At 58.2% G+C, this 24,520-nt stretch carries 22 protein-coding genes and 1 pseudogene; 13 read left to right on the top strand and 10 right to left on the bottom strand.

The genetic code is table 11. The features are described 5' to 3' along the window. Window positions 1-38 precede the first annotated feature (38 nt). Together NUX24_RS06510 and smrA are read left to right on the top strand one after the other, a co-directional pair. On the top strand, window positions 39-950 hold the full coding sequence (locus tag NUX24_RS06510) for a LysR family transcriptional regulator (protein ID WP_136194753.1): 912 nt from the start codon (window positions 39-41) through the stop codon (window positions 948-950). A 353-nt stretch (window positions 951-1,303) separates the two neighbouring features. Continuing rightward, window positions 1,304-1,867, top strand: coding sequence for a DNA endonuclease SmrA (smrA, locus tag NUX24_RS06505; RefSeq protein ID WP_032640096.1), 564 nt, complete (start codon window positions 1,304-1,306; stop codon window positions 1,865-1,867). Between the two features lie 27 nt (window positions 1,868-1,894). On the opposite strand, the gene NUX24_RS06500 is transcribed toward smrA, so the two are convergent. Further along, window positions 1,895-3,556 (bottom strand): methyl-accepting chemotaxis protein, encoded by a 1,662-nt coding sequence (locus tag NUX24_RS06500; RefSeq protein WP_257830351.1) that lies wholly within the window; start codon window positions 3,554-3,556, stop codon window positions 1,895-1,897. 144 nt (window positions 3,557-3,700) lie between these two features. Between NUX24_RS06500 and NUX24_RS06495 the strand changes: the two genes are divergently transcribed. From NUX24_RS06495 to umuC, 3 genes are all read left to right on the top strand, one after another. Continuing rightward, on the top strand, window positions 3,701-4,567 hold the full coding sequence (locus tag NUX24_RS06495; RefSeq protein WP_257830349.1) for an aldo/keto reductase family oxidoreductase: 867 nt from the start codon (window positions 3,701-3,703) through the stop codon (window positions 4,565-4,567). Window positions 4,568-4,726: 159 nt separating this feature from the next. Then, window positions 4,727-5,161 (top strand): translesion error-prone DNA polymerase V autoproteolytic subunit, encoded by a 435-nt coding sequence (gene umuD, locus NUX24_RS06490; protein WP_257830347.1) that lies wholly within the window; start codon window positions 4,727-4,729, stop codon window positions 5,159-5,161. Then, window positions 5,145-6,407: a translesion error-prone DNA polymerase V subunit UmuC gene (gene umuC, locus NUX24_RS06485; RefSeq protein WP_257830345.1), complete on the top strand. Its 1,263-nt coding sequence runs from the start codon at window positions 5,145-5,147 to the stop codon at window positions 6,405-6,407. Before umuD ends, umuC begins: the two co-directional genes overlap by 17 nt. Before the next feature lie 12 nt (window positions 6,408-6,419). Here umuC and NUX24_RS06480 read toward each other — a convergent pair whose 3' ends face one another. Together NUX24_RS06480 and NUX24_RS06475 are read right to left on the bottom strand one after the other, a co-directional pair. Next, window positions 6,420-6,689, bottom strand: a complete 270-nt coding sequence (locus NUX24_RS06480; protein WP_126328389.1) for a hypothetical protein — start codon at window positions 6,687-6,689, stop codon at window positions 6,420-6,422. An 82-nt stretch (window positions 6,690-6,771) separates the two neighbouring features. After that, window positions 6,772-7,659, bottom strand: coding sequence for a LysR family transcriptional regulator (locus NUX24_RS06475; protein ID WP_047652182.1), 888 nt, complete (start codon window positions 7,657-7,659; stop codon window positions 6,772-6,774). 97 nt (window positions 7,660-7,756) lie between these two features. On the opposite strand from NUX24_RS06475, the gene NUX24_RS06470 reads away from it, so the two are divergent. The 5 genes and pseudogenes from NUX24_RS06470 to NUX24_RS06450 form a co-directional block, all read left to right on the top strand. After that, window positions 7,757-8,812: an SDR family oxidoreductase gene (locus tag NUX24_RS06470; RefSeq protein ID WP_257830336.1), complete on the top strand. Its 1,056-nt coding sequence runs from the start codon at window positions 7,757-7,759 to the stop codon at window positions 8,810-8,812. 133 nt (window positions 8,813-8,945) lie between these two features. Continuing rightward, window positions 8,946-9,083: a hypothetical protein gene (locus tag NUX24_RS06465; RefSeq protein ID WP_257830334.1), complete on the top strand. Its 138-nt coding sequence runs from the start codon at window positions 8,946-8,948 to the stop codon at window positions 9,081-9,083. Between the two features lie 205 nt (window positions 9,084-9,288). Beyond that, on the top strand, window positions 9,289-10,977 hold the full coding sequence (locus NUX24_RS06460; protein WP_257830332.1) for a DUF2235 domain-containing protein: 1,689 nt from the start codon (window positions 9,289-9,291) through the stop codon (window positions 10,975-10,977). Between the two features lie 10 nt (window positions 10,978-10,987). Continuing rightward, the gene (locus tag NUX24_RS06455; protein ID WP_257830327.1) at window positions 10,988-11,674 is read left to right on the top strand and encodes a DUF2931 family protein; all 687 of its coding nucleotides are present in this window, start codon (window positions 10,988-10,990) and stop codon (window positions 11,672-11,674) included. Window positions 11,675-11,802: 128 nt separating this feature from the next. After that, window positions 11,803-12,228, top strand: a pseudogene (locus tag NUX24_RS06450) (LysR substrate-binding domain-containing protein); the annotation flags it as partial. On the opposite strand, the gene NUX24_RS06445 reads toward NUX24_RS06450, so the two are convergent. Further along, complete coding sequence (locus NUX24_RS06445; RefSeq protein WP_257830323.1) at window positions 12,200-13,654, bottom strand: PLP-dependent aminotransferase family protein; 1,455 nt, start codon at window positions 13,652-13,654, stop codon at window positions 12,200-12,202. The pseudogene NUX24_RS06450 and the gene NUX24_RS06445 sit on opposite strands and share 29 nt — an antisense overlap. A 96-nt stretch (window positions 13,655-13,750) precedes the next feature. On the opposite strand from NUX24_RS06445, the gene NUX24_RS06440 reads away from it, so the two are divergent. Continuing rightward, complete coding sequence (locus NUX24_RS06440) at window positions 13,751-14,518, top strand: arylamine N-acetyltransferase (protein ID WP_257830321.1); 768 nt, start codon at window positions 13,751-13,753, stop codon at window positions 14,516-14,518. A gap of 22 nt (window positions 14,519-14,540) precedes the next feature. On the opposite strand, the gene NUX24_RS06435 is transcribed toward NUX24_RS06440, so the two are convergent. The 4 genes from NUX24_RS06435 to NUX24_RS06420 all read right to left on the bottom strand — a co-directional run bounded on the left by NUX24_RS06435 (window position 14,541) and on the right by NUX24_RS06420 (window position 20,730). After that, window positions 14,541-17,618, bottom strand: coding sequence for an efflux RND transporter permease subunit (locus NUX24_RS06435; protein ID WP_257830318.1), 3,078 nt, complete (start codon window positions 17,616-17,618; stop codon window positions 14,541-14,543). Next, window positions 17,615-18,763, bottom strand: coding sequence for an efflux RND transporter periplasmic adaptor subunit (locus NUX24_RS06430; protein ID WP_257830316.1), 1,149 nt, complete (start codon window positions 18,761-18,763; stop codon window positions 17,615-17,617). Before NUX24_RS06430 ends, NUX24_RS06435 begins: the two co-directional genes overlap by 4 nt. A 78-nt stretch (window positions 18,764-18,841) precedes the next feature. Beyond that, complete coding sequence (locus tag NUX24_RS06425; protein WP_257830314.1) at window positions 18,842-20,038, bottom strand: cell wall metabolism sensor histidine kinase WalK; 1,197 nt, start codon at window positions 20,036-20,038, stop codon at window positions 18,842-18,844. After that, window positions 20,035-20,730, bottom strand: a complete 696-nt coding sequence (locus tag NUX24_RS06420) for a response regulator (RefSeq protein WP_029739347.1) — start codon at window positions 20,728-20,730, stop codon at window positions 20,035-20,037. Before NUX24_RS06420 ends, NUX24_RS06425 begins: the two co-directional genes overlap by 4 nt. Window positions 20,731-20,854: 124 nt before the next feature. Between NUX24_RS06420 and NUX24_RS06415 the strand changes: the two genes are divergently transcribed. Beyond that, window positions 20,855-21,640, top strand: coding sequence for a MipA/OmpV family protein (locus NUX24_RS06415; RefSeq protein WP_257830309.1), 786 nt, complete (start codon window positions 20,855-20,857; stop codon window positions 21,638-21,640). A 28-nt stretch (window positions 21,641-21,668) separates the two neighbouring features. Here the strand turns inward: NUX24_RS06415 and yajD are convergent, their stop codons facing one another. After that, on the bottom strand, window positions 21,669-22,016 hold the full coding sequence (gene yajD / locus NUX24_RS06410) for an HNH nuclease YajD (protein ID WP_003857471.1): 348 nt from the start codon (window positions 22,014-22,016) through the stop codon (window positions 21,669-21,671). A gap of 178 nt (window positions 22,017-22,194) precedes the next feature. On the opposite strand from yajD, the gene NUX24_RS06405 reads away from it, so the two are divergent. Continuing rightward, window positions 22,195-23,220 carry an LLM class flavin-dependent oxidoreductase gene (locus tag NUX24_RS06405; RefSeq protein WP_257830306.1) on the top strand — a complete coding sequence of 342 codons (1,026 nt, stop codon included), beginning with the start codon at window positions 22,195-22,197 and terminating at the stop codon, window positions 23,218-23,220. Window positions 23,221-23,248: 28 nt separating this feature from the next. Here the strand turns inward: NUX24_RS06405 and NUX24_RS06400 are convergent, their stop codons facing one another. After that, window positions 23,249-24,283, bottom strand: a complete 1,035-nt coding sequence (locus tag NUX24_RS06400) for an AI-2E family transporter (RefSeq protein WP_047651326.1) — start codon at window positions 24,281-24,283, stop codon at window positions 23,249-23,251. Window positions 24,284-24,520 lie beyond the last annotated feature (237 nt).

The raw sequence follows: 24,520 nt of genomic DNA, 5'->3' as shown, positions 1-24,520 counted from the left end.
TTTCTTTACTCTGATAAACAACGGTTATCGGTCGGGCTATGACATTCCAGATTAAATTTCATCAAATCCGGGCGTTTGTTGAGGTTGCGCGTCAGGGCAGCATTCGCGGTGCCAGCAGGACGCTGAATCTTTCGCAGCCGGCGCTGACCAAATCCATTAAAGAGCTGGAGGAGGGCATGGCGGCGCAGCTTTTCGTGCGCAGGAGTAAGGGCGTCGCGTTGACCGAATGCGGTGAGGGCTTTTACCAGCGCGCCAGGTTGATTCTGGAAGAGCTGCGCGCGGCGCAGGATGATATCCGTCAGCGGCAGGGGGAGCTGGCCGGGCAGATCAACATCGGGATGGGGGCCAGCGTTTCACGCACGCTTATGCCCGCCGTTATCACCCGCTTCCATGCGCAGCATCCGCAGGTCAAGGTGCGGATTATGGAGGGGCAGCTGGTGTCGATGATCAATGAATTACGCCAGGGCGAGCTGGACTTCACCATCAACACCTATTATCAGGGGCCTTACGACCAGGAGTTTACGTTTGAAAAGCTCTTCGAAAAACCGTTTGCGGTATTTTGTCGTGAAGGTCACCCGGCAATGGGAGCAACGTCAATTAATGAACTCCTGCATTATAACTGGACAATGCCGACGCCGCGGGGAAGTTATTATAAGCAATTAGAGGAGGTATTTAGCGATCGTTCGCAAATACCGCGAATTGGTGTGGTTTGCGAAACATTTTCTTCCTGTATTAGCCTGGTTGCGCAAAGTGATTTTTTAAGCATATTGCCGCAGGAGCTAGGGTGTGACCCGCTGCTGGCGCACCGGCTGGTCATGCTGCCGGTTGTCGAATCGCTTCCTAAAGCAACCTATTATTTAATTCAGCGCCGTGATTCACGTCAGACTCCCCTTGCTGAGTCATTAATTACGCAGTTCAGAAGGGAGGTGAGGAAAATAGTCATCGCCTGAAATGCATATAAAAAAACAGGATCTGTCCGACATCAAACAGACCCTATAGTACACACAGCAGTGCGTCCTTTCGCCAATCCTGAGTATTATATCCATGAGGCAGGTATATTTAGGTATAACACCTTTTCCGAAAAATGAAAGGCAGGCGAGTGATTGATTTAATGAATTTTTAACATAAATCACGTATTTTAACTTTACTGAAATTTTAGTTAAGTCTGGTTTAACTTTCTTTAATAATGACTATATATATTCATCAGGTTAATATTATTGCCACGTATCGCCCTGTAACGGTGATTGAGGCCGGTCTCTGGCGCAGGTATAGTACAGTCCTCAGATGTAGCCGGAGGATGTCCATGAACCCTGACGACAAATCATTTTTTCTTGACGCCATGGAAGATGTCCAGCCCCTGAAGCGCTGCGCGGATATTCACTGGCAGCCCAGCCGCAATACGCGGGCGCGCGAGGAGGTGGATAGCGAACAGCTGGATAACTTCCTGACGCTGGATTTTCTTGACGTGCTTCCCCTGGAAGAACCGCTGGCGTTCCAGCGCGAAGGGGTACAGCAGGGCGTTATTGATAAGCTGCGCGCGGGTAAATATGCCCGCCAGGCCAGCTTAAACCTCCTGCGCCAGCCCGCCGAACGCTGCCGTCAGATGCTCTATTCTTTTATTCGTCAGGCCGGACGCGACGGGTTACGCAATCTGATTATCATTCACGGGAAAGGGCGCGAGCAGAACTCGCATCCCAATGTGGTGCGCAGCTATCTGGCGCGCTGGTTAACCGAGTTTGAGGAAGTGCAAGCCTTCTGCGTGGCGCTGCCGCATCACGGCGGCAGCGGGGCATGTTATGTTTCACTGCGAAAATCGGATGAAGCAAAACAGGAAAACTGGGAGCGGCACGCCAAGCGCAGCCGCTAGCGGGCGATATCCTCGCCCGCCGGTGAATCAGAACGTTTCCCAGTTGCTGTCGGTAGAGGCGGTAGTCGTCGCCGGGCGCAGCAGCTGTGGCGTTTTCAGATTGACCTGGCGTGGGGCGACCGCTTTTTCTTTGCCGTTCAGGCGAAACGCCGCTACCGCCTGGCGCAGCTGCTCGGACTGATCTTCCAGTGCCGCAGCCGCCGTGGCGGACTCCTGCACCAGCGCGGCGTTTTGCTGCGTCACGCTGTCCATCTGCGAAACGGCCAGGCTCACCTGCTCAATACCACGGCTCTGCTCGTCAGAGGCAGATGAAATCTCACCCATGATATCGGTCACGCGGGTGACGGCGGCGACAATTTCCTTCATGGTGGTGCCAGCCTCGCTGACCTGCTCAGAGCCTGTATTCACGCGGCTGACAGAGTTCTCGATAAGCCCTTTGATCTCTTTCGCCGCCTGCGCGCTGCGGCTCGCCAGCGTACGGACTTCGCCTGCAACAACCGCAAAACCACGGCCCTGTTCCCCGGCGCGTGCCGCTTCCACCGCGGCGTTAAGCGCCAGAATGTTGGTCTGGAACGCAATGCTGTCGATCACGCCGGTAATATGCGCAATTTGCTGCGAACTGTCGGCGATTTCGTTCATGGTGCGAACCACGTTATCCACGACGTGACCGCCGCGCGCGGCCGTTTCAGAGGCGTTTTTCGCCAGCAGCGTGGCCTGACGGGCGTTATCGGAGTTCTGTTTAACCGTCGCGGTCAGCTCTTCCATGCTGGCGGCGGTCTCTTCGAGCGAGGCGGCCTGCTGCTCGGTGCGGGCGGAAAGATCGTTGCTCCCCGCGGCAATTTCGCCTGCGCCGGTGTAGATGGAATCGGTACTTCCACGTACGGCGCTGACGGTGGTCACCAGCGACTGCTGCATCTCATGCAGACCGGCGGCCAACTGACCCATCTCATTGCGACCGGAGATAGCGATCTCCTGCGTCAGGTCGCCCCCTGCAATAGCGCGAATATGGTTCATAATGGAGTGGAGTGGTTTTAACAGCAGGTGCTGTAAACCCTGCCAGATGACCACCAGAACCGCGATAACGGCCAGCAGAATAGCCGCCAGCGTCCACTGCATCTGCGTGAAGCTGCTCTGGTTCTCTTCGGTTGCGGCCTTCAGCAGGGTGTTGTTTTCGGCGCGCCAGCGGTTATAGACCGCTTCCATATCGTCCTGCGCCTGCTGCGCGTCCAGATCGCCATAGGCCTGGTAGTTGTCGGCGCGCAGATACTCAATCGATAAGCGCATCACTTCGTGCATCTGGTTCCAGGATTTCTGCATCTCGTCGGTCAATGCCGCCTGCTGGCCGTTAACCTGCGGCAGTTTCTGCCACTCTTTGTTATAGGCTTCGGCTTTTGCCAGCGAGTCGCCCGCGGTGCCAAGCAGTTTGTTGATCGCCGCAAGGGAAGCCGGGTCACGCTGGTTTTTCAGATAGCGGATCGCCACGCGGGTGACGGTGACGCGCGTTTTCACCAGCGTGTTTACGCTGTCGCTCAGGCTTTCCTGCTGGGCATTGAGCACGCCGGAATTCTGGAAGTTATGGCGATCGTTGCTGACGGCAGAGTAGAACAACCCTCCCGTGACAACTTGCAGCAGACAGAATATGGTGAGGGCAAAGATAATACCGGTAATCACGTGCAAATTTTTCAGCATAGCGGTCGTCCGTTAGAAAGGATGCAGAGGTACACCAATACTATCGTCGTATAGAATTTAAACTTTAATTTAACTCGCGCTTAACTAAGGGCTCCGGTGAGGAACCTGTTGTAAATCCGGATCATTTTTATGAGGAAGGTTAACATGAGCAGCATTGATAAAAGCGGGACGTACGCGCTCGGGACGCGGACGGTTAAACGACTGGGCTACGGTGCGATGCAGCTCGCCGGACCGGGCGTTTTTGGCCCACCGAAGGATAAACAGGCCGCGCTGGACGTGCTGCGCGAAGCGGTGGCGGCGGGGGTGAACCACATTGATACCAGTGATTTTTATGGTCCTCATGTCACTAACCAGCTGATCCGCGAGGCGCTTCACCCTTACCGGGACGATCTGACGATCGTCACCAAGATTGGCGCCCGTCGCAACGACAAAGGCGCCTGGCTACCGGCCTTTTCCGCGCAGGAACTGACGCAGGCGGTGCATGACAACCTGCGTAATCTACAGCTGGACGTGCTGGACGTGGTGAATCTCAGGATCATGTTCAGCGCACACGGGCCGGCGGAAGGGTCGATTGCTGAACCACTCTCCACCCTGGCCGAATTACAGCAGCAGGGGCTGGTGCGTCATATTGGCCTGAGCAACGTCACGGCCACCCAGGTTGCGGAAGCCCAGAAGATGGTCCCGGTGGTGTGCGTGCAGAACATGTACAATATTGTGAACCGGGGGGATGACGCGCTGGTGGATCTGCTGGCGCAGCAGGGGATCGCGTATGTGCCGTTCTTCCCACTGGGAGGCTTTACGCCACTGCAATCTTCCGGGCTGCAGGCCGTCGCGGATTCACTGGGCGCAACGCCAATGCAGGTCGCGCTGGCATGGCTGCTGCAGCGTTCACCGAATATCCTGCTGATCCCTGGCACCTCTTCCGTGGCGCATCTGCGGCAAAACCTCGCGGCGGGGGAGCTGCAGCTGCCGCCTGACGCGCTGGAAACATTGAATACGTTGATGGACTGATCGTCACAGGCGCAAAGCCGTAAGTGTGCTTCCGGGCTTTGCGCGTTTTAAATCTTCTGACACTTCAAGGCGTTTGGGTTCGCCTTCGGAAATGACCTTGATCCCTGGCCATAATTCGTAATACTGTATTTATATACAGTATTTGGCGAGAAAGGCATTATGGACACTCTCTTTTCTTATCACCCAAAGCAAGTCATTGAATTACCTTTGTTTTTAGAGCGTGTTGCCTGTGGTTTCCCCAGCCCGGCGCAGGATTATGTGGAAGATCGTCTCGATCTTAACCGGCTGGCAGTAAGACACCCCAGTGCGACCTATTTTATCAAGGTGAGTGGAGACTCCATGATTGGGGCGGGGATCGGCGACGGCGATCTGCTGGTGGTCGATCGTTCGGTAAATGCCGACCATGGGGATATCGTCGTGGCGTCGGTCGCCGGTGAGTTTACGGTGAAAGAGCTACAGACCCGTCCGGTTCTGAGACTTCTGCCGCATAATGCCCGCTATCAGCCGATTACCTTTCAGTCCGAAGAGGAGCTGCAGATCTTCGGCGTCGTCACCCACACGCTCAAAACGCATAAACATGTTCGCGTTGGTTGATGTGAATAGCTTTTACGCCTCCTGCGAGCGGGTATTCCGCCCCGATCTGGAGGGGAAGCCCATCGTGGTGGTGTCCAATAACGACGGCTGCATTATTTCGCTGTCGCGGGAGGCAAAGCAGTTCGGCATAAAAATGGGTGAGCCGTATTTTAAATTCAAAGAAAAGCTATACTCGTCAAAAGTTTACGTCTTTAGCTCGAACTATGCGCTGTATGCCGACCTCAGCAGCCGGGTGATGCAGACGCTGACCGATCTCGCCCCGGCAATAGAGATTTACTCCATCGATGAGGCGTTCGTGAACGTTTCAGGGGTCAGCCACTGCCTGTCGCTGGAAGCGTTCGGTCACCAGATGCGCACGCAGGTCTTTAAAAATACGGGCCTAACCGTTGGCGTCGGTATTGCCCCGACCAAAACGCTGGCGAAGCTGGCCAACTATGCGGCGAAACGCTGGGCCAGCACAGGCGGCGTGGTCGATCTCTCAGGCCGCGAGCGGCAGCGTAAGCTGCTGGAAAAGGTTCCGGTAGAGGAGGTGTGGGGAGTAGGGCGGCGCATCACGAAAAAGCTCAACGCTATGGGCATCACCACGGCGCTGGAGCTGGCAGAAGCCTCATCCTGGGTCATCCGCAAACATTTCAACGTAGTGCTGGAACGTACGGCCCGCGAGCTGCGCGGTGAGCCCTGCCTTGATCTGGAGGAGTTCACCCCCACGAAGCAGCAAATCATCTGTAGTCGTTCGTTTGGACACCGTATTACGCAGTACGAGGAGATGCACCAGGCCATTTGCGCCTACGCGGAACGCGCTGCGGAAAAACTGCGCGGCGAGCATCAATACTGTCGTTTTATCAGCGTATTTGTGCGCACCAGCCCGCACGCGGACAACGAAATTTATTACGGCAATCAGGCTTCCGTCACCCTGATGACGCCCACCAATGATTCGCGGGATATCATCCGCGCCGCCACGGAGGCGCTGGGGCGTATATGGCTTGACGGATATCGCTATATGAAAGCCGGGGTCATGCTGGCGGACTTTTTCAGCAGCGGCGTCGCCCAGCTTAATTTGTTTGACGATAATCGTCTGCGCGCCAACAGCGCGGCGCTGATGGAGATGATGGACAGCGTAAATCATTCCGGCAAAGGGAAGATATGGTTTGCCGGGCAGGGTATTGAGAAATCCTGGGCGATGAAGCGTGAGATGCTGTCACCGGCCTATACGACGCGGTACGCCGATTTGCCGGTGGCGAAGTAGAAGATGGTTGCGTTATTTCTTTTGCGTCAACCAGGTTGCCGCAGCCGTCAGCACGCCGATCCACGGCATTTGGCCCGCACCGGCCAGGAAGTTGTGGCGATCGATCTCGTTATTTTTACGGATATCGGCAAGGCGGGTAAGCGCCTCTTTTTCATCCGCGGCGCCAATCTCCTCAAACTGTTTTTCAAACCCCTGAGCGATGAGCTGAGCGGCCGCATCGATGTTTGCGCTCTCGATCGCAATCAGGTTCGGGCCTTTTTGGAAAAAACGGTAATCCGGCATAAGTGCTCCAGAAAGAGGAGGATACGGTAAAAACACTCTATTCCTGGCGGTTAAAAAATGCACGTGATTTCAGGGGGAGCAATCAGTTTTTCTTGAGTATTTCAGGCAGTAACTGCTCTATTACGCTGACGACCTTTCTGACGCGCTGCGGAATAAAGCGGGCGTCAGGATAGACGGCATAGAGGAAGCGATCGGGTAACCGCCAGTCGGGCAGCACCGGTACCAGCGTGCCCGCCTGCAGCGCCCCGGCCACGAGCGGTCGCTGCATGCCGCCGATACCCATGCCGGATTCCAGCGCCTGCAGCAGCGCGTCGCTGGTGTTGGCACGGAAAACGGTATTCACGTTGACCTCGACCGTTTCCTCGTCAGAAATCAGGCGCAGGGGGGCATCCAGCGGAATACCGCTGAACCGTACGTGTGGCAGCGTGGTCAGTTCGCTGACGGCGTGTACCGCCTGAAAACCGGGAGCGGCAAACAGCGCGGCTTCAATCCGCCCCAGTACGCGAGCCGCGTGCGCCTGCGGAGGCTCACTGCTCAGCCGTATCGCGACATCCACGCCCTCCGTCACCAGATCGGCAAGGCGGTCATCCAGGGAAATCATCAGCTGCAGTTCGGGATGCAGACGCTGTAGCGCCAGCAGATGCGGCAAAATGATCTGCCCCAGGCCGCTCGGTAACTGGACATGGACGCGCCCCTGAACGCGATGATCGGCAGGATGCAAACGCCTCTCCGCTTCCCCCATAGCGTCCAGCACAAGCTGCATATCACGCCGGTAACGTTCACCCTGTTCGGTCAGCTTCATCGTACGCGTCGTACGGTGCAGCAGCACCACGCCAAGCTCATCCTCAAGTGCTGCGATCTGCTGACTGACGGCGGACTGCTTAATACCGGTCTGCCGGGCGGCCGCCGAAAACGAGCCCGCTTCAGCGACGCGTAGAAAGGTAGAAATGGCGGTGAGCTTATTATTCATTTAATGATTCTGCTTATAAGTTCCATCGATTTCAGGGGGTATCTCCAGAAAAAATAATAGATCACACTGCGTCTGTCACCCCTTCCGGAGAAACACCATGAATAAGATGCAGCAACACAACGTCGCCCTGGTCGCGGGCGCCAGCGGCATTGTTGGCAGACAGATGGTCAACACGCTCCTGCACCATCAGTGGGAGGTGATCGGCCTCAGTCGCCGCGAGGTAACCCACCCGGACGGCATTCCCATGGTGAACGTCGATTTACTGGATGCGCAGGATACCGCGCGGGCGTTGGACGCCCTGGACGGTGTCACCCACATTTTTTACAGCGCCTGGGCGAACGCGGCGAACTGGACGGACATGGTTGAGCCGAACGTCACCATGCTGCGTAATCTGGTCAGCACCCTCGAAAAAACGGCACCTTTGCAGACGGTAAGCCTGATGCAGGGGTACAAAGTCTATGGTGCGCATCTGGGGCCGTTTAAAACCCCGGCGCGGGAAAGCGATCCCGGCGTGCCGGGGGCTGAATTTAACGCCGCGCAGCTCGCGTGGCTCAGCCAGTTTCAGCGGGGGAAAGGCTGGCACTGGAATGCCGTCAGGCCGGGCGTGGTGGGGAGCGCGGTACCGGGCAATGCCATGAACCTTGCGCTGAGTATCGCCCTGTACGCCTCCCTGTGCAGGGCGCAGGGTTTACCGCTGCGTTTTCCCGGTTCGGAACAGGCCTGGCACAGCATCGTTGACCATACCGACGCCGGGCTGCTGGCCGAGGCCACGGTATGGGCCGCCGCGTCACCGGCGGCACAGAATCAGGCGTTCAACGTGAACAATGGCGATATCTGGCGCTGGAGCGAGCTGTGGCCGCGCATCGCACGCTGGTTTGAACTGGACTCTGCGCCGCCGGTGAGGCTGTCATTTCATCAGCTGTTTAACGACTATCGCGGCGTATGGCGCGAGCTTGCCGAAGAGGGGCTGGCGGAAGCGGATATTTTGCAGCTGAGCGACGGGCATTTTGCCGATTTTGTCTTTGGCTGGAATTACGACATGTTTGGTGACGGGAGCAAGCTGCGCAGGGCGGGCTTCACGCAAATGCAGGCCACCGATGAGATGTTTTTCCGCCTGTTCGCGCAGCTGAGAGCCGCGCGGATTATTCCCTGATGAGCCTGGGCGTCCTGGTGCAGGCCAGGACCTCGGGTGCTTACTCAACCGTTAACGCATTCACAACCTCGGCCACGCTTTTCACGCTGCGGATATTCCTAGCTCTTTTGCGGCATTGCGGGTGATGCCCGGCATGCCTGATTTTTATCGTCAGCATCCTGAAATCGATATCATTCCGAGCAGCTCTGAACACTGCCGGGATATGTTCTGGTGCTGCCTTGACTGTGTGCTGTGGGTGGGCGAACTGGGCGACGGCGACTATATGGCCTAGTGGGAGCGAAGCTGCAAAATGCGACATCTGGCTTTTTTTGAACTGGAACTGAGTAAAAATGGCTCTTTACCGGGTATGCAGGAACAGGCGGATACAATCCCCTCGATACATTTGAGCATGTGCATCATCTACTGAAGATAGAGCGGTGATTTTGGTTAAGGTATGATGGGATATTTATTAACCCTCAAAACTAAAAGGATTTTCCATGAGCACAAACGAAAAGACCACACCGGAAGATACCGGTTATTATCGGTATGAAGTTATCGGGGACTGCACTCTGCGAACCAGCGCTGTCGGGACTGTAAAAACCGTTCAGTGCCGGCGGGTGCCAGTCAGGGGGATCGCGCTGACCGTAGGTGTGTTCTTTGACGGCACTGGGAATAACCGGGCGAATTCAGACGATCTGCGGCTGGCATATGCCCACTGCGCTAATCTGGTTGGCGAGGATCGTGCCAGGGCGTGCGAGAAGTATGAAAAGCATGCCAGAGCAGCGTTAGGGAACGCCAGCTGGCAGGGCGGCATCACTAATATTTCGCGACTGTTTGACCTTTATCAGTCTAGTGATGAACTCAACGACAGTGAGACAGAGGCGCAGGTAAAAATCTACGTCAGCGGCATCGGGACGGCGGACGGTGAAAGCGATTCTATGCTGGGAGCGGCGCTGGGCAGCAGCCTTATCCGGCAGTTTGAAGGGGTGGTGACGAAGACAGACGAGGCGCTTGACAAAATCAGCGCAGAGCTGAGCCGCTTTATCAAACTTAACCGTGACAAAGTGGCGATAGCGAAGGTGCAGTTTGATGTGTTCGGTTTTAGCCGCGGGGCAGCGGCAGCGCGGCACTTCGCCAACCGGGTGATGAACCAGGACGCGGAGATAGCGGTGGCGATAGACAAAGGATTAGACCTGACAGGGCACCATGGAAAAGCGGCGGGAGAGGTACGCTTTCTGGGGCTGTTTGACACGGTGGCGGCCATCGGGAGTCTGCTGAACTTCTACGGCATCAACGGGCGCAGCAACCCCGGCGTCAACCTCGAACTGCGTCCCTCGGTGGCGCAGAAGGTGTTTCAGATAAGCGCAATGCACGAGTGCAGATATAACTTCAGCCTGAACAGCATAGCGGGGATGTGGCCGGAGCTGGCGCTGCCGGGTGCGCACTCGAATATCGGCGGAGGCTACAACGCGGGAGAGGATGAAATATCCCTGCTGACGATGCCGGACTTTGAAGTGATACCGGAAAGCTCGGATGAAATGCAGACGGCAGTATATCGTAAGGCGGAGAAGATGCGTCAGACGCTATATTCGCTGCCGGCGCTGAAATACCTGATGCCGCACGGTGAGGTAGAGACGAAAATGATTTCGTGGCCACTGGTTAACCGGGATAAGGCACGGGCGTTTATTTTGGAGAAGAAAGCCGGCGCGGCGGTATTTATGACTCGCCGGGCGGTGCCGAACGACTGGGAAAAGGTGAGTATGCGGGTGATGCTCGATGCGGCACAGGATGCCGGGGTGATATTCGGTGATATTGATCCGCAAAATACTGACATGGCTCTTCCCGCTGAGCTTGTTTCCCTGTGTGACAAAGCGATAGCGCAGGGGCGCGCAGTCCGACGCGGTACGGAGCAGGAGAGCTTCACGGCAGATGAGATGCGGACTATCGGGCGTTACCTGCACTGTTCGGCGAACTGGAACATCGATTCGGATCTGAGCCTGTGGGTGAGTCCGTCCTCAGGAGAAGTTTTTCTGAGAAACCACTATGCGCCAACGGACGAGCGCTCGTTCGTGTGGCCGATGGCTCCTGGCAAAGGGTGGGTGCGGACGGTATGGCGGATGGACGACCAGCAGCAGTGGGAAGACAGGGCGCGGGCGAATGCGGACGCGCTGGACGGACTTTTCTGAGGAGGCAGGGATGAAACGATTACCGCTGGTAGCGGTCATGTTGGGTGTCGTATTGCTCGCCGGTTGCCACGATCGCCGGGAGTGTGTGAAGTCATTGTCAGGGGATGGTGTAGAACAGTGGGGGCAGAAACTGCCTTACGATCACTGGCAGTTTAATTTTTTCTATCCCGTCAACCTGCCGGCACTGGTGACCATGGTATATCTGGAGGATGGGGATATCCGGGAAAGTATTTTCCGGCGACTGGACCCCACGGAACCGAGCCAGAGCAGCGTGGGGACATGGAGCCAGCGCGTGGGTGGTTTTTCAGCCAATTTTAATATCGGCAAGGCGCTGCCTGTCAGGATGACGGTGTGCTGGGACTCGGTTATCGATAAAAAGGCGTACGAAACGGAGATCTGGTTCAGTCGGGAGACATGGCAGCAGATGCTCACAGCCTATCCTGATACCTATAAGCCGGGAAAGACGTATTACCGGGATAATATGATTATCGGACTGGCACCGGGTGGAACGGTGCGGGTCTGGCTGGAGAATAACGGCGATCCTGTTGTGCTTCAGCATCCTGCGCGGCAACTCACTCTGACAGGGGAGGATATGCTGATATGCAAAGGGGTAACGAAACATCCTAACGGGTATATTTATTACGGAAAGACACCCGATTTCATCAAAGGGAAAATCTATCCGTATGGCAACTGGTAGGGCATAACGGTCAGTAAAATCAAAAGGATCCTCTTGAGATCCTTTTGAGCATCAATCTGATTGTTTTGATGGGTTAAACTTCAATTTTTTTAACATGTCACATTTTGCAGCTTCGCTCCCACCAGGGCTACATCGCGCGCAAAATCGGGAACATCAAAATCACGACCTGCGCCAGCCCGGCCTGGCTGGCAAAACACGGTGCGCCAGAAACGCCGGATGATTTACGCAAACATCAGGCCATCAACTGGATTAATAACAGCAGCAGACAAATTCATCCGTGGACGTTTACCACGCCAGAAGGCATCGCGGAAATTACCTTGCCCGGTAAGCTTGTCGTGGATAACTCCGAGGCCTACATCGCGGCAGGCCTTGCCGGGCTGGGGTTAATGCAGGGGATGAATCTCTTTCTCCAGCCTTACATAGACCGTGGTCTTCTGGTTGAAGTCCTGCCGGACTATCGCTCGCCGGACCGCAAGCTGTCACTGCTCTATCCACACCGCCACCTCTCCCGCAAGGTGCGGGTCTTTACCGAGTGGCTGGAAAGTCTGGTGTGAAAACAGCCAGCTCGTGACACAGCGCGCCAATCTGTTCCACGGCGTTCAGCAGGCGGGGCGTAGGTTCGTTTGCGCAGTTCAGCCGCAGAAAGTGCGTGAGTTCTGCGGCAGGTGAAAACAGGAGGCCAGGGCTGACGCCAATGCCCAGCGCCAGCGCGCGACGGTGCACCTCCAGCGCGTTGACCCGCTGAGGCAGTTCAACCCACAGCAGGAAACCGGCAGCGGGTACGTTAACGCGCGTACCGGGCGGAAAGCTCGCCTTGACCTGCTCCACGACGGCGTGAACGCCCTCTGCGATCCGGCGCTTCAGCCGCCGCAGATGGCGATCGTAGTCGCCGCTCGCCAGAACCTCGCTCGTCGCCGCTTCCAGCAGCGGGGCGCCAGCCCATTCTCCGGCCATGCGCGCCTGTAAGACCTGCGGGGAGTAGCGTCCGGCGGCGATCCAGCCGATTCGCCATCCGGGCGCAAGCGTTTTAGACAGGGAACTGCAGTAGATCACATTCCCGCTCTGGTCGAACGCCTTGCAGGCCGGAGGGCGTTGCCCCTCGCCGACCAGGTCACCGTAAACATCGTCCTCAATCAAGGGAATACCTGCCTCTTCCAGCAGGGCAACCAGTTCCTGCTTGCGCGCGACGGGCATGCTGGCACCAAGCGGGTTTTGCACGGTGGGCGAGGCCAGAACGGCCGCAGGGCGGTGGCAGCGAATGGCGTCCGCCAGCGGTTCCAGCAGCAGGCCTTCCACAGGGTCGGTGGGGATCGCTAAGGCCTTCAGGCCTAAATCCTCCAGCAGCAGGAGCGTGCCAAAGTAGGCTGGCTGCTCAATCGCCACGACGTCACCCGGCTGGCACACGGCCCGAAGGGCCAGGCGCAGCGCCTGCGTTGCGCCTGCGGTAATAATGAGATCGTCCGCGCCGAACCGGGCTCCCCACTGGGCAGAGCGCGCGGCAATCTTGCTTCGCAGATCCCGCCTTCCCGGGGGCAGGCTGTAGCTCTGTCCATGCGCGTCCAGACGACGGCCCGCAGAGTGCAACGCCCGCTGCAGCGCATCTCCCGGCAGCCACGCGGGATCGGGCAGGGCGGCGCCCAGCGGGATCAGCCGGGCTTCTGCACTGCTGAACAGCGACCGGGCCACGGCGGACATGGTGACGGGGACCGGGCCCGGCGTGGAGCGCGCGGGCTCCGCACGCGCAGGCTGGCTGGTCTGACGGATGTAATAGCCTGACCGCGGGCGCGCAACGATCAGCCCCTCAGCCTCCAGGCAGCGAAGGGCCTCCAGCGCCGTCGGAAGGCTAACGCGCTCGCGTTCGGCCAGTTTGCGCGCGGAGATCATCCTGTCACCGGCGCGCAGCGCGCCGGACGTAATGGTAAGACGCAGCATATCCGCAATACGGCGATAGTGAGGAGAGGACTGGGACGGGGCAGACATGGATAACTGTTCAGGCTAATTTTCGATAAAACTGACTATACAGCCAATGATGCGCGCCATCTATAGTGTCCGGCATGTTCAGGACAAGGAGGCATTATGCACAGCGATAACTTCAACATTTCCACCTATTTCAAACGCATAAAATACACCGGACCGGCGGCTGCCGATACGGCCACACTGCATGCGCTGATGCGCCATCAGCTCTTTTCCGTTCCCTTTGAGAATCTGGACGTGCAGGCGGGTAAAATTGTCTCGCTGGCGCCGGACGACATTGCCGATAAGGTGTTAACGCAGGGGCGCGGCGGCTACTGCTATGAGGTAAACGGGCTTTTTGCCATGGCGCTGGCGGCGTTAGGGATACCTTACCGCTTCGTGGCGGCGCGCCCGATGTTCTACCCCGTGCGGCGGCCGAAAACCCACATGGCGATCGTCGCTGAGGTAGATAGCCGACAGTGGCTTTGCGACCTCGGGTTCGGCAGCTACGGCATTCGCGCGCCGATGGCGCTGGACACGCTTGATGTGGATATCACGCAGGATTTCGACACGTTTCGACTAAGCCGCAGCGCGGAGGGCGAATATCTGCTTGAGGCGAAGGTTGAGGGAGAGTGGGCCCGGCAGTACGGCTTTGATCTCACCCCTCAGGAATGGATTGATTTCGTCCCGGCCAACTACCTTAACTCCACGCAGCCGGATGCCATCTTTGTGCAGAAGCGGGTAGTGGTGCAGCACAGCCCGGAGGGACGCCAGATTTTGCTGGGCGATGTGCTGAAAACCATCACGGCGAACGGCACTGAAACGCGGAAACTGGCGGAGGATGAAATCCTCCATGTCCTGAAAGACCGTTTTGCGCTGACCGCCGCGTAATCTGCCGGGAAACGGTGGAGCCTCAGCGCAGTCCGTCTTCTGCGGCTTTGCGCTGAGCGCCCCACCGTAACAGCAGGCTAAACGACGCGGGTAACACGGTCAGCGTCACCAGCGTCGCGACCAGCAGCCCGCCGATAATCGCATAGGCCATTGGCCCCCAGAAGACCTGATGAGAGATTGGGATCATGCCCAGGATGGCGGCGCAGGCGGTCAGGCAGATGGGTCTGGCCCGGTGCTCCGCGGCCGCCATAATCGCGGCATCGTTTGCCATCCCCTGAGCAAGATTACCGTCAACCTCGCTAATCAGTATCACCGCGTTGCGCACGATCATTCCCGCCAGGGCGATGACGCCCAGCAGCGCGACAAACCCCATCGGCGTGCCGCCGGGCAGCATAGCCAGCACGATCCCCGGCAAGCCAAACGGGGCCATCAGGAGGGCCAGCAGCATCCGGGAATAACGCCGCAGCTGGAGCATCAGCAGCAACAGCATGATGACCAGCGTTACCGGAAGAACGGTAAAGACGGAGCTGTTCCCCTTATCCGATTCGGCAACCGCGCCGCCTTCTTCAATGCTGTAACCTGCCGGCAGGCTCGTGCGCAGCTTGTCGACCACCGGACGCAGCGCCGCGGATACCGCTTCAGCCTTCATCCCCGGGGTAAGATCCGTTTGCACCGTGATGAAGGGCACGCGCTGCCGACGCCAGACGACCGGATCGTCCACGCCCCAGACCGGCGTCGCGACGGCGCTGAGCGGAATTTTTTTACCGTCATTCCCCTGAATCGTGAGCGAGGAGAGGGTGGCGGTGCTGTGACGTGCATCGTCCGTGGCCCGCAGCACCACGTCGACAAGGCGGTCATTATCCCTGATGGAGGTGACAACGCTGCCGGACCAGACGGTGTTCAGCGTGCGGGCGAGGCTTTCTGACGATATTCCCGCCGCCCTGGCCGCCGTCTGATTTACCTTTAAGGTAATGACCCTCTCCGGCTCTCCGGCCGTCTGGTTAACGTCGCGTGAGAGCGGAGACCGGCCAATCGCGTCCGTGAGGCGGTTCGCCAACGCCCGGACCTGCAGATAATCAGGCCCGCTCACCCGGTATTTGATGGGCCAGCCGACGGGCGGCCCCAGCTCAAGGGGCGACACGCGCGTGATGATGTCGCTAAACTGCGTCGCCAGGATCCTGTTGAGCTGAGCATGCAGACGATCCCGCGCTTCAAGATCCTTCGCCACCACAACCATCTGGGCGATGTTTTCATTTTCCAGCAGCACGTCCATCGGCAGGTAAAAACGGATGGCGCCGGACCCGACGTACGTCGAATAGCGATTGATATTGCTGTTTCCGGCCAGCGCTTTTTCCAGCTTTTCCACCTCTCTTAGCGTTTCCGGCTGCGACGCGTTGGCCGGAAGCGTCAGGCTGACCAGCAGCTCGGGCCGGTCCGAAGCGGGGAAAAACTCGCCCTGCATAAACGTCGTGCCGTACGCTGACAGCCCCAGCGCGGCAAGCGCAATCAGCACGGTAGCCACTCGGTGACGCAGTGCCAGGCGTAAAAGTCGTCCGTACCCGCGCGCGATCCTGCCGGGGCCTGCCGCGTGATGTCTGACTTTTTCCGGCAGCAGCCACGTGCCCGTCAGCGGCGAAAACAGGATCGCAACGGCCCAGGAGCAGAGCAGGGAAATGAGCACCACCGCAAACAGGGAAAAGCAGTATTCACCGGCGCTGGAGGCCGCAAAACCAACGGGAATAAAGCCGGCAATCATCACCAGAGTCCCGGTGAGCATCGGGAAGGCCGTCGTTTTGAATGCATGGGTGGCCGCGTGCCGACGGGAATCCCCCGCTTCCAGCCGGGAGACCATCGTTTCGACGGCGATCATCGCGTCATCCACCAGCAGGCCCAGGGCAATGATCAGTGCCCCGAGCGAGATACGCTGAAGGCCAATACCTGCGAGCATCATGCCGGCAAACGTCATGGCGAGCACCAGCGGAATGGCCGTCGCCACCACCAGTCCGGCCCGTAACCCCAGCGAGACAAATGAAACCGCCAGCACGATAACAACGGCTTCGATAAGCACCCGGATAAACCCGCTTACCGCGTCACTGACCACCGCTGACTGATCGGCGACTTTCACCATCTCGATACCGTGCGGCAGCCCGGCGCTGAGGGCCGCCATTCTGTCATTCAGCGCGCCGCCGAAACGCAGCATGTTGCCCGTTGGCGCCATCGACACCGCCAGCCCGATAGCCGGCTGGCCGTTCACCCGGTAGGCCGGGGCCGGTGGCTCGGCGATTTCGCGGGTGACGGTGGCAATGTCGGTCAGCGGAATATAGCGATTGTTAACGTGCAGCGTGACGGCGCGTAAGCTCTCTTCGGTCGTGAGCGCACCGCTGACCTTTATCGCCATGTTCTCCTGTCCGGTACGCATAACGCCAGCCGGGACAACCGCATTTTGCGCCCGGAGGGCGTCGGCAACTTCCTGAATATCGAGCCCCATCCCGGCCAGGCGCGCCGGAGAAAAGGCGAGAACCCACTGCTCCAGCTGTTCGCCCAGCAGGGTGGTTTTGCCTATATCCGGCAGGGACATCAGCTCGCGCCGTATGGTCTCTGCGCGATCCCGCACCTCCCGCAGGGTGAAACCTTCGGGAATAAAGGCGTAAATTGTGCCGAACGTGTCGTCAAACTCGTCGTCCACGGCAGGGCCCTGCACCCCTTCAGGCAGGGACGGCGCGATGTCCTGCATTTTTTTGCGAACCTGATACCAGATATCGGGCACGCGTTGCGGGGGCGTATCGTCACGGAGGTTGACGTGGATAACGGTGCGTCCGGCCCGGGTTTCACTTTCGAGATAGTCCAGCCAGGGCGTTTCCTGCAGCTTTTTTTCAAGCGTATCGGTCAGCAGGCGGGTGGTATCCGCCACGGAGGCTCCCGGCCACTGCGCGGAGACAACGGCCGTTTTAATGGTAAAAGCCGGATCTTCATTACGCGGCAGCTTCTCATAGCAAAACACGCCCATCGCAATCACCAGCAACATCAAAAAGCTGACCATCTGCTGGTTCTTCAGCGCCCAGGCGGAGAGGTTAAATTTCGCTTCCGATCCCGTGTTCATGGCTGAACCTCTCCAGCAACCACCGGCTCGCCGGACCGCAATGTGCTCACGCCCGCCGTAATCACCCTGTCGCCTGGCTCAAGGCCGGAGGCAATCATGACGGAGGTGGCCGTATAGCTCGCGGGCACCACCGCGCGCAGCTGCGCCCGCGACTGCGGGGTAATCACAAAAACGGCCGGTTTGTCGCCGACGCGGGTCAGCGCCGAGGCGGGAAGGGTGTAGCCGTGCGGGGCTGACGATGGCAACGTGACGGTAACGCTGGCGCCCAGCGCCATGGCCGCCGGCGGGTTTTGCAGGGTGGCCCTGACGCGCCAGGTGCGGGTCTGAGGATCGGCCTGCGGGGTGATATCCCGTAGCGCGGCAGACGCCTGTACCGACGGGTCGCTGAGCAGGGAAACCCGCAACTCCGCCCTATCCAGAGGCGGGATCGCATCCGGAGTGGCAATATCGAACGCCACGTCGCGACCTTCTCCGGTCGCCAGCGTCAGCACGGACAGACCGTCGCTGACAACCTGTCCCGCAGAGGCGTTCACGGCCGTGATGACGCCCGCCTGCGGCGCGATCAGGCGCGTCCAGCCGAGGCTTTCGCGGGCATTTCGCCACGCGGCCTCGCTGCTTTTTAAGCGCGCGCGGGCGACAAGCCAGTCCGCACGGGCGCTGTCGAGCTGCGTGCGGGCTATCGCGCCAGTTGGCATGAGCTTTTGCATTCGATTGACGTTAAGCGCGGCGACCTGCGCAGAGGCTTTGGCACCCTCAAAGTCGGCCTCAGCGCTGTCGAGCTGGTTTTGCCCGGTCGTATTGTCAAGCGTGGCCAGCAGCTGTCCGGCAGTGACCCGGTCGCCAATATCAACGCTGCGCGTCAGTATCCGGCCCCCGGTCCGAAAGCTCAGGGTCGTTTCATCGTGGGCATGGATCTCACCGGTTCTTTCCAGCGCGGGAAGGGTTTGGGCGGTGCCAACGACGACGTAGCGTACCGCTCGCGCAGGGTCGGGCTTATTTTCGTGTTTATCACCGCAGCCGGTCAGCGGAAAAATCGCCAGCGCAAGCAGGGCCAGGGGAAGAAAATGCAGCCAGGAAAGGGTGCGCGCCACGCCGTACAAATGATGCAGGCAGTGGCGCAGAGAGAGAAAGAATTCGTCTGACATAACGCCGCTCCATAAAGGGAATGGCGTTATTAAATGCGGGCTACGTCGAGAAAGATTCGACGTTCTGTCAAGGCTTTATCAAGAGTGAAGATTTTCATTACCGGACGGATGCCAGGGCAATAAAATGCGCACGGCGAGGCCGCCGGTTGCCGGCAATGACGCGCTAATCTCACCCCCATGCGCCTCGCAAATCGCCCGGGCGATGGATAAACCGAGGCCGCTGCCGCCGGAATGCCGCGCGCGGGACTGCTCCTCGCGGCTAAAGCGTTTAAACATTTCCGGTAAGAACTGGGGCGACACGCCCGGCCCGTCATCGGTAAATTCGAGGATGTAGTGCCCGCTGGCGTAGTGCAGCGCCACCTCAAGGTGGCCGCCATCGCGCCCGTAACGTAGCGAATTTTCCATGAGGATGGTAACGACCTGGCCCAGACGGAACGCATCGCCTCTGAAGGGGCAGGGGCGCGGGTTACGAAGCGTTATCCGGAAATGATGCGCGTCAGCCTCGGGCATGATCCAGGCAGCCCGCTCCTGAATCAGCTCATCCAGACAAAATGGCTGGTCCTCCAGCACGAGGTTACCCGCGTCGGCAAGCGACAGAAGGTGAAGCTCATCGGTGAGGCGGTTGAGGTGCTGGAGCTGTTTCATCACCATGCCGAGCTGCGCCGGGCTGGCGTCAAACACGCCGTCTAACATGCCCTGCAGACGCCCGATGGCGGCCGTCAGGGGCGAGCGCAGCTCGTGCGCCATCGCGACGTGCGAGGCGCGGAGCTCTTTTTCATAGCGGGCGAGTTGCCCCGTCATGGAGTTAAAGTCGGTCGCAAAGCTGACCATTTCCGCCGGCGCATCCTTGATAAGTTCCGCCTGGCGGCCAAACTGCCCGTCGGCGACATCCTTTGCCGCATCGCGAAGGCGGCTGAACTGCAGCGCCAGCGGCCGGGCGTGTTTGAGGCCCATCACCACGATAAACGGTATCATCACCAGCACCAGCAGGGCCACCGTGGCCCAGTCGGCTGAGGCGATAGACGGCGTGGAATAGCTCAGGCCCCACCAGGTGTCCACAATCGAGTGGAAGCGGGCCGGATTGGCCTGCGGGTTCTGGCTGAGCGTCAGAAACTCCTGCCGGACCGCCGCTGGCATTTTGCCCATTATCCAGTAGTTCTGAACCGCATAGCGCAGCCACATGCAGGTGGCAATGACGATCACGCTGCCGATAGCCAGCGCCAGGATGCGCGCGCAAATCCAGCGCCACAGAGAGGAGTGCTGATTTTTAATCATGGCTGTCTGAACCTGTAACCCACGCCGCGAACGTTGATCAGCACGCCGGAGATCCCCGCCGCTTCCAGTTTTTTACGCAGGTTATAAATATGGGTGTCCACCACGCGCTCCAGCGCTTCGCTTTCCGGCAAACAGTGCTCCAGTAAATACTGACGGGAGAACGGGTGCGCGGGAGAACGCAGCAGCGTTGCCAGAAGCGAGAATTCCGTTGGCGTAAGATCGAGCATCACGGGCGCGTCGCCGCCGTTATCCACGCTCGCCACAATGGCGGCCACGTCCACCTCAAGCGTTTGCCAGCGAAGGATCGCCTCGTCCGTCTCTTTTTTACTGCTGCGCCGCAGCACCGCCTGCACCCGAGCCACCACTTCCCCCGGATGATAAGGCTTCACAACGTAATCATCGGCACCGTACCGCAGGGCACCAATGCGGTCGGGGGTATCCCCCATGGCCGTGACCATGATCACCGGCACATCGCTTTTACGACGCAGGCCAGCCAGCACCTCGGTGCCGTTAAGCCCCGGCAGCATCACGTCCAGCAGGATGAGGTCGGGCTTCCAGCGCTGCGCCATATCCAGCCCGGAATGACCGTCTCCGGTAATGGTCACGTCGTAATTTTCCCGCCGTAAATAGGCTTCGAGCACGCCGGCCGCATCGGCGTCATCTTCAATAATCAGCACTCTTCTGGACAACATCCGTTCACCTTGACCATTTCTTAACACTATCCCGACGATTCATTGATTCAGCCAAATCATACTGCGCCAACGTTGTGTGGCCGCCCCCGTATCAGGAGGCGCCAGCGTCCGTATGGAGAGCAGTATGATAGCGATAAAAAAAGTCCTGTATATGTCCGTCCCGCTTCTGATGGCCGTGAGTTCAGGCGCGCAGGCGGATGATGGCTCCGCATCCGATTCCTTAACCGTCGGGCTGGGGGGGCAGTATGCCCCACGTTACTCAGGCTCAGACAAGCAGGTGTGGCAGGTGGTTCCGGTGCTGCAGGGTCGTAAAGGCGCTTTCTTTATTGATGCGCAAAAAGGGGTGGGATATGACCTGCAAAACGACAGCGGCTGGTATTTCGAACACACGCTGGGCTACGACTTCGGAAGGGCTGATAAAAATTCTGGCTGGCGTGAGGGCGCAAACAATCTGAAAGGGATGGGGGACATTGATGCCACCCTGAATACCGGCCTTGCCGTCGGCTGGCAGGCCGCGCCATGGCTGAGTATGGAAGGCAAAGCGACGCTGCCGTTAACGGACAGCCAGGGGGGAAGCTATCAGGCTTCAGTGACGCTGATCCCGGTACAAAATAATCAGGACACGGTCGCCTTTCAGTCTGCGGCCCTGTTTGGCGACAGCCGTTATCTGAATACCTGGTATGGGGTCAGCGAGCAGCAGAGCCGCCGCAACGGATATCGCCGCTATGCTGCGTCGGGAGGATTCTATGGCGTCGACACCAGCCTGACCTGGAGCCATCAGTTCGATGCCCACTGGGGAACGGTTCTGAGCGCGGACTACACCTGGCTTGGCGATCGTGCGAATAACAGCCCGATCGTGATGCGGCGCAATGAGGGGGCCGCAACCGCCGCTATCACCTGGACATTTTAAAATCGAGGAGCACGAGGGGACGAGAGGATTATTTCTTCTTATCCATCATCGCTTTTAAATCGGCAAACGGGTTAAACGTGGCGACGCCCACGTCTTTTTGCGCGTCTTCCCCGGCCACCACGGTGGTGCCGTACTGATCCGCTTCGGTGTATTTCGAGTGTTCATGATCGTGGCAAAACAGGCACAGCAGCTCCCAGTTGCTGCCGTCTTCCGGGTTGTTGGTATGGTCGTGATCGATATGGTGAACCGTGAGCTCACGCAGGTTGGAATAGACAAATTCGCGCGAGCAGCGTCCACACACCCATGGATAGATTTTTAATGCTTTTTCGCGATAGCCGCTTTCCAGCCGCGCGTAGTTTTTGGGGATCAAAGCCATTGCCGGTTTTACCTGCCATGAAAAGAGAGGGTGAGATTATATCGCATTATGGGGCGGAATGACGAACCCCGCTACTCAGTCAATTTATTTGATGCTTTCCGTTAAATAAACGGCATTTATTCTTACCGGGTAATGCGTAAAGTGGACAGAACGCAATGCATTATCAGGACACATGGTTATGAAAAAGATCGGGTTTTTATCCTTTGGTCACTGGACGCCTTCACCGCAGTCCGGCACGCGCTCGGCGGCAGACACGCTGCTGCAGTCCATTGATTTAGCCGTCGCGGCTGAAGAGCTGGGGGCAGACGGCGCCTATTTCCGCGTGCACCACTTTGCCCGACAGCTTAGCTCACCGTTCCCTCTGCTGGCGGCAATAGGCGCAAAAACGAAAACCATCGAAATCGGCACGGGCGTAATTGACATGCGCTATGAAAATCCGATGTACATGGCCGAGGATGCGGGCGCGGCGGATTTGATTTCCGGCGGTCGCCTGCAGCTTGGCATCAGCCGCGGTTCGCCGGAGCAGGTCATTGATGGCTGGCGCCATTTCGGCTATGTCCCACAGGAAGGGGAAGACGAATCGGATATGGCGCGCCGTCATACCGAAGTGCTGCTTGAGGTGCTGCGCGGGGAAGGCTTTGCCAAACCGAATCCACAGCCGATGTTCCCGAATCCGCCGGGGCTGCTGCGCCTGGAGCCGTATTCTGAAGGGCTGCGCGAGCGCATATGGTGGGGTGCCGGTTCCAATGCGACGGCCGTATGGGCCGCAAAGCTGGGCATGAACCTGCAAAGCTCAACCCTGAAGGACGATGAGACCGGCGAGCCGTTCCATATTCAGCAGGCAAAACAGATCCGCGCGTACCGTCAGGCCTGGAAAGAAGCGGGACATGCGCGTCAGCCGCGGGTGTCGGTCAGCCGCAGCATTTTTGCGCTAATGGACGACCGCGACCGGATGTATTTCGGTGCCAGCCGCAACGACAGCGACAGCGTGGGCTACCTTGATGAGAAAACGCGCGCGATCTTCGGGCGCAGCTATGCGGCGGAGCCGGACAAGCTGATCGAACAGCTGAAAAAGGACGAGGCGATTGCCGAAGCCGATACGCTCTTGCTGACCGTGCCGAACCAGCTTGGCGTGGATTACAACGCGCATGTTATTGAGTCGATCCTCAAGCATGTGGCGCCAGCAATGGGCTGGCGCGATTAACTGAACAGTGGGGTTGCTCAGCCTCGTGCTACTTATGGCTCATATCGCTCAGCAGCACGGCGATGGTTTGCCCGCCCGCCGTCTGTTCCAGGCCAATCTTGACGATAATGGTCAGCGGAACGGAAAGTAGCATGCCAACGGGGCCGAGCAGCCAACCCCAGAATATCAGGGATAAAAAGACCACCAGTGTGGAAAGGCCCAGCCCTCGTCCCATCATGCGTGGCTCAAGAATGTTACCGAACACCAGGTTGATGACCAGGTATCCGGCCAGCAGGATCAGCGCGTCATAAAGCCCGCTGAAAACCAGCACCTGAAGGATAGGGGGGATTGCCGCCAGCACGGAGCCGATGTTGGGAATGTAGTTAAGCGCAAACGCCAGTAACCCCCAGACAAACGCAAAGCGAACGTCCAGCGCCAGAAGCATCGCCCAGACGACACCGCCCGTGACCAGGCTAATCGCCGTTTTCAGCACCAGATAGCGGGAGACGCTGTCCAGCGCGCGTTGAATCGCTCCCATTCCTTCAACCGGACGGACCATCATCTGCTGCAGCTTTGCCGGCAGCTGCGGCACCTCCAGCAGCATAAACACCACCGTTAAAAACAGCAGGAAAATGGAGGTCATGGCATTGGAAAGCTGAGCCAGCAGGCTGGTGACGATCGTCATGGCCGCGTTGGGGTCGATATATTTCAGGAGTTCCTCAACCGAGACTTCGATACCCGCGCGCTGCAGCCAGGGTTCCAGCTGCAGCAGCGGTATCGCCAGCGAAGAACGGTATTTCGGCAGCGTTCGCGCCAGTTCATTGAGCGAGGTCCCCAGATACGCCACCAGCAAGACCATCGCCACAATAATGATGCTGATAAGCAGCGTAATCGCCAGCACGCGCGGGATGCGTAGCCGCGTCATGCGCTGCACCAGCGGGTTAAGGATCACCGCAACAAACAGGGCCAGAATAAAAGGCACAATAATGTCGGCGGCAAAACGAACGCCCGTCAGTATGATCACCAGCATGCCCAGCATGATGACAATTTTTAATCCGTTCAGGGTAATAATGGGTTTAGCCATGGTGACTCCGAATTTTTCTTTATATTTATAATAAAGGTGAAAGGCGTTGCAATAAACTAACCAAAATCAAACGGTATGGGTAAAGAATTGCAAAGACTTTGAGTAAAATCCTGGCTTATGGTACAAATCTGGTGTGTTTAACTACCGAGGACAATTTTCATCCGCAAAGACGAGAAGCAACAACGCGGATAATTGTAATTTTATGGACAATATGTTCAGGACGTACTCTTCAAACAA

Source organism: Enterobacter sp. HG048 (genome assembly GCF_024702055.1).
GTDB lineage: Bacteria > Pseudomonadota > Gammaproteobacteria > Enterobacterales > Enterobacteriaceae > Enterobacter > Enterobacter dykesii.
Note: the sequence above shows the minus strand (reverse complement) of the source record. Positions and strands in the feature narration are given on the sequence as shown.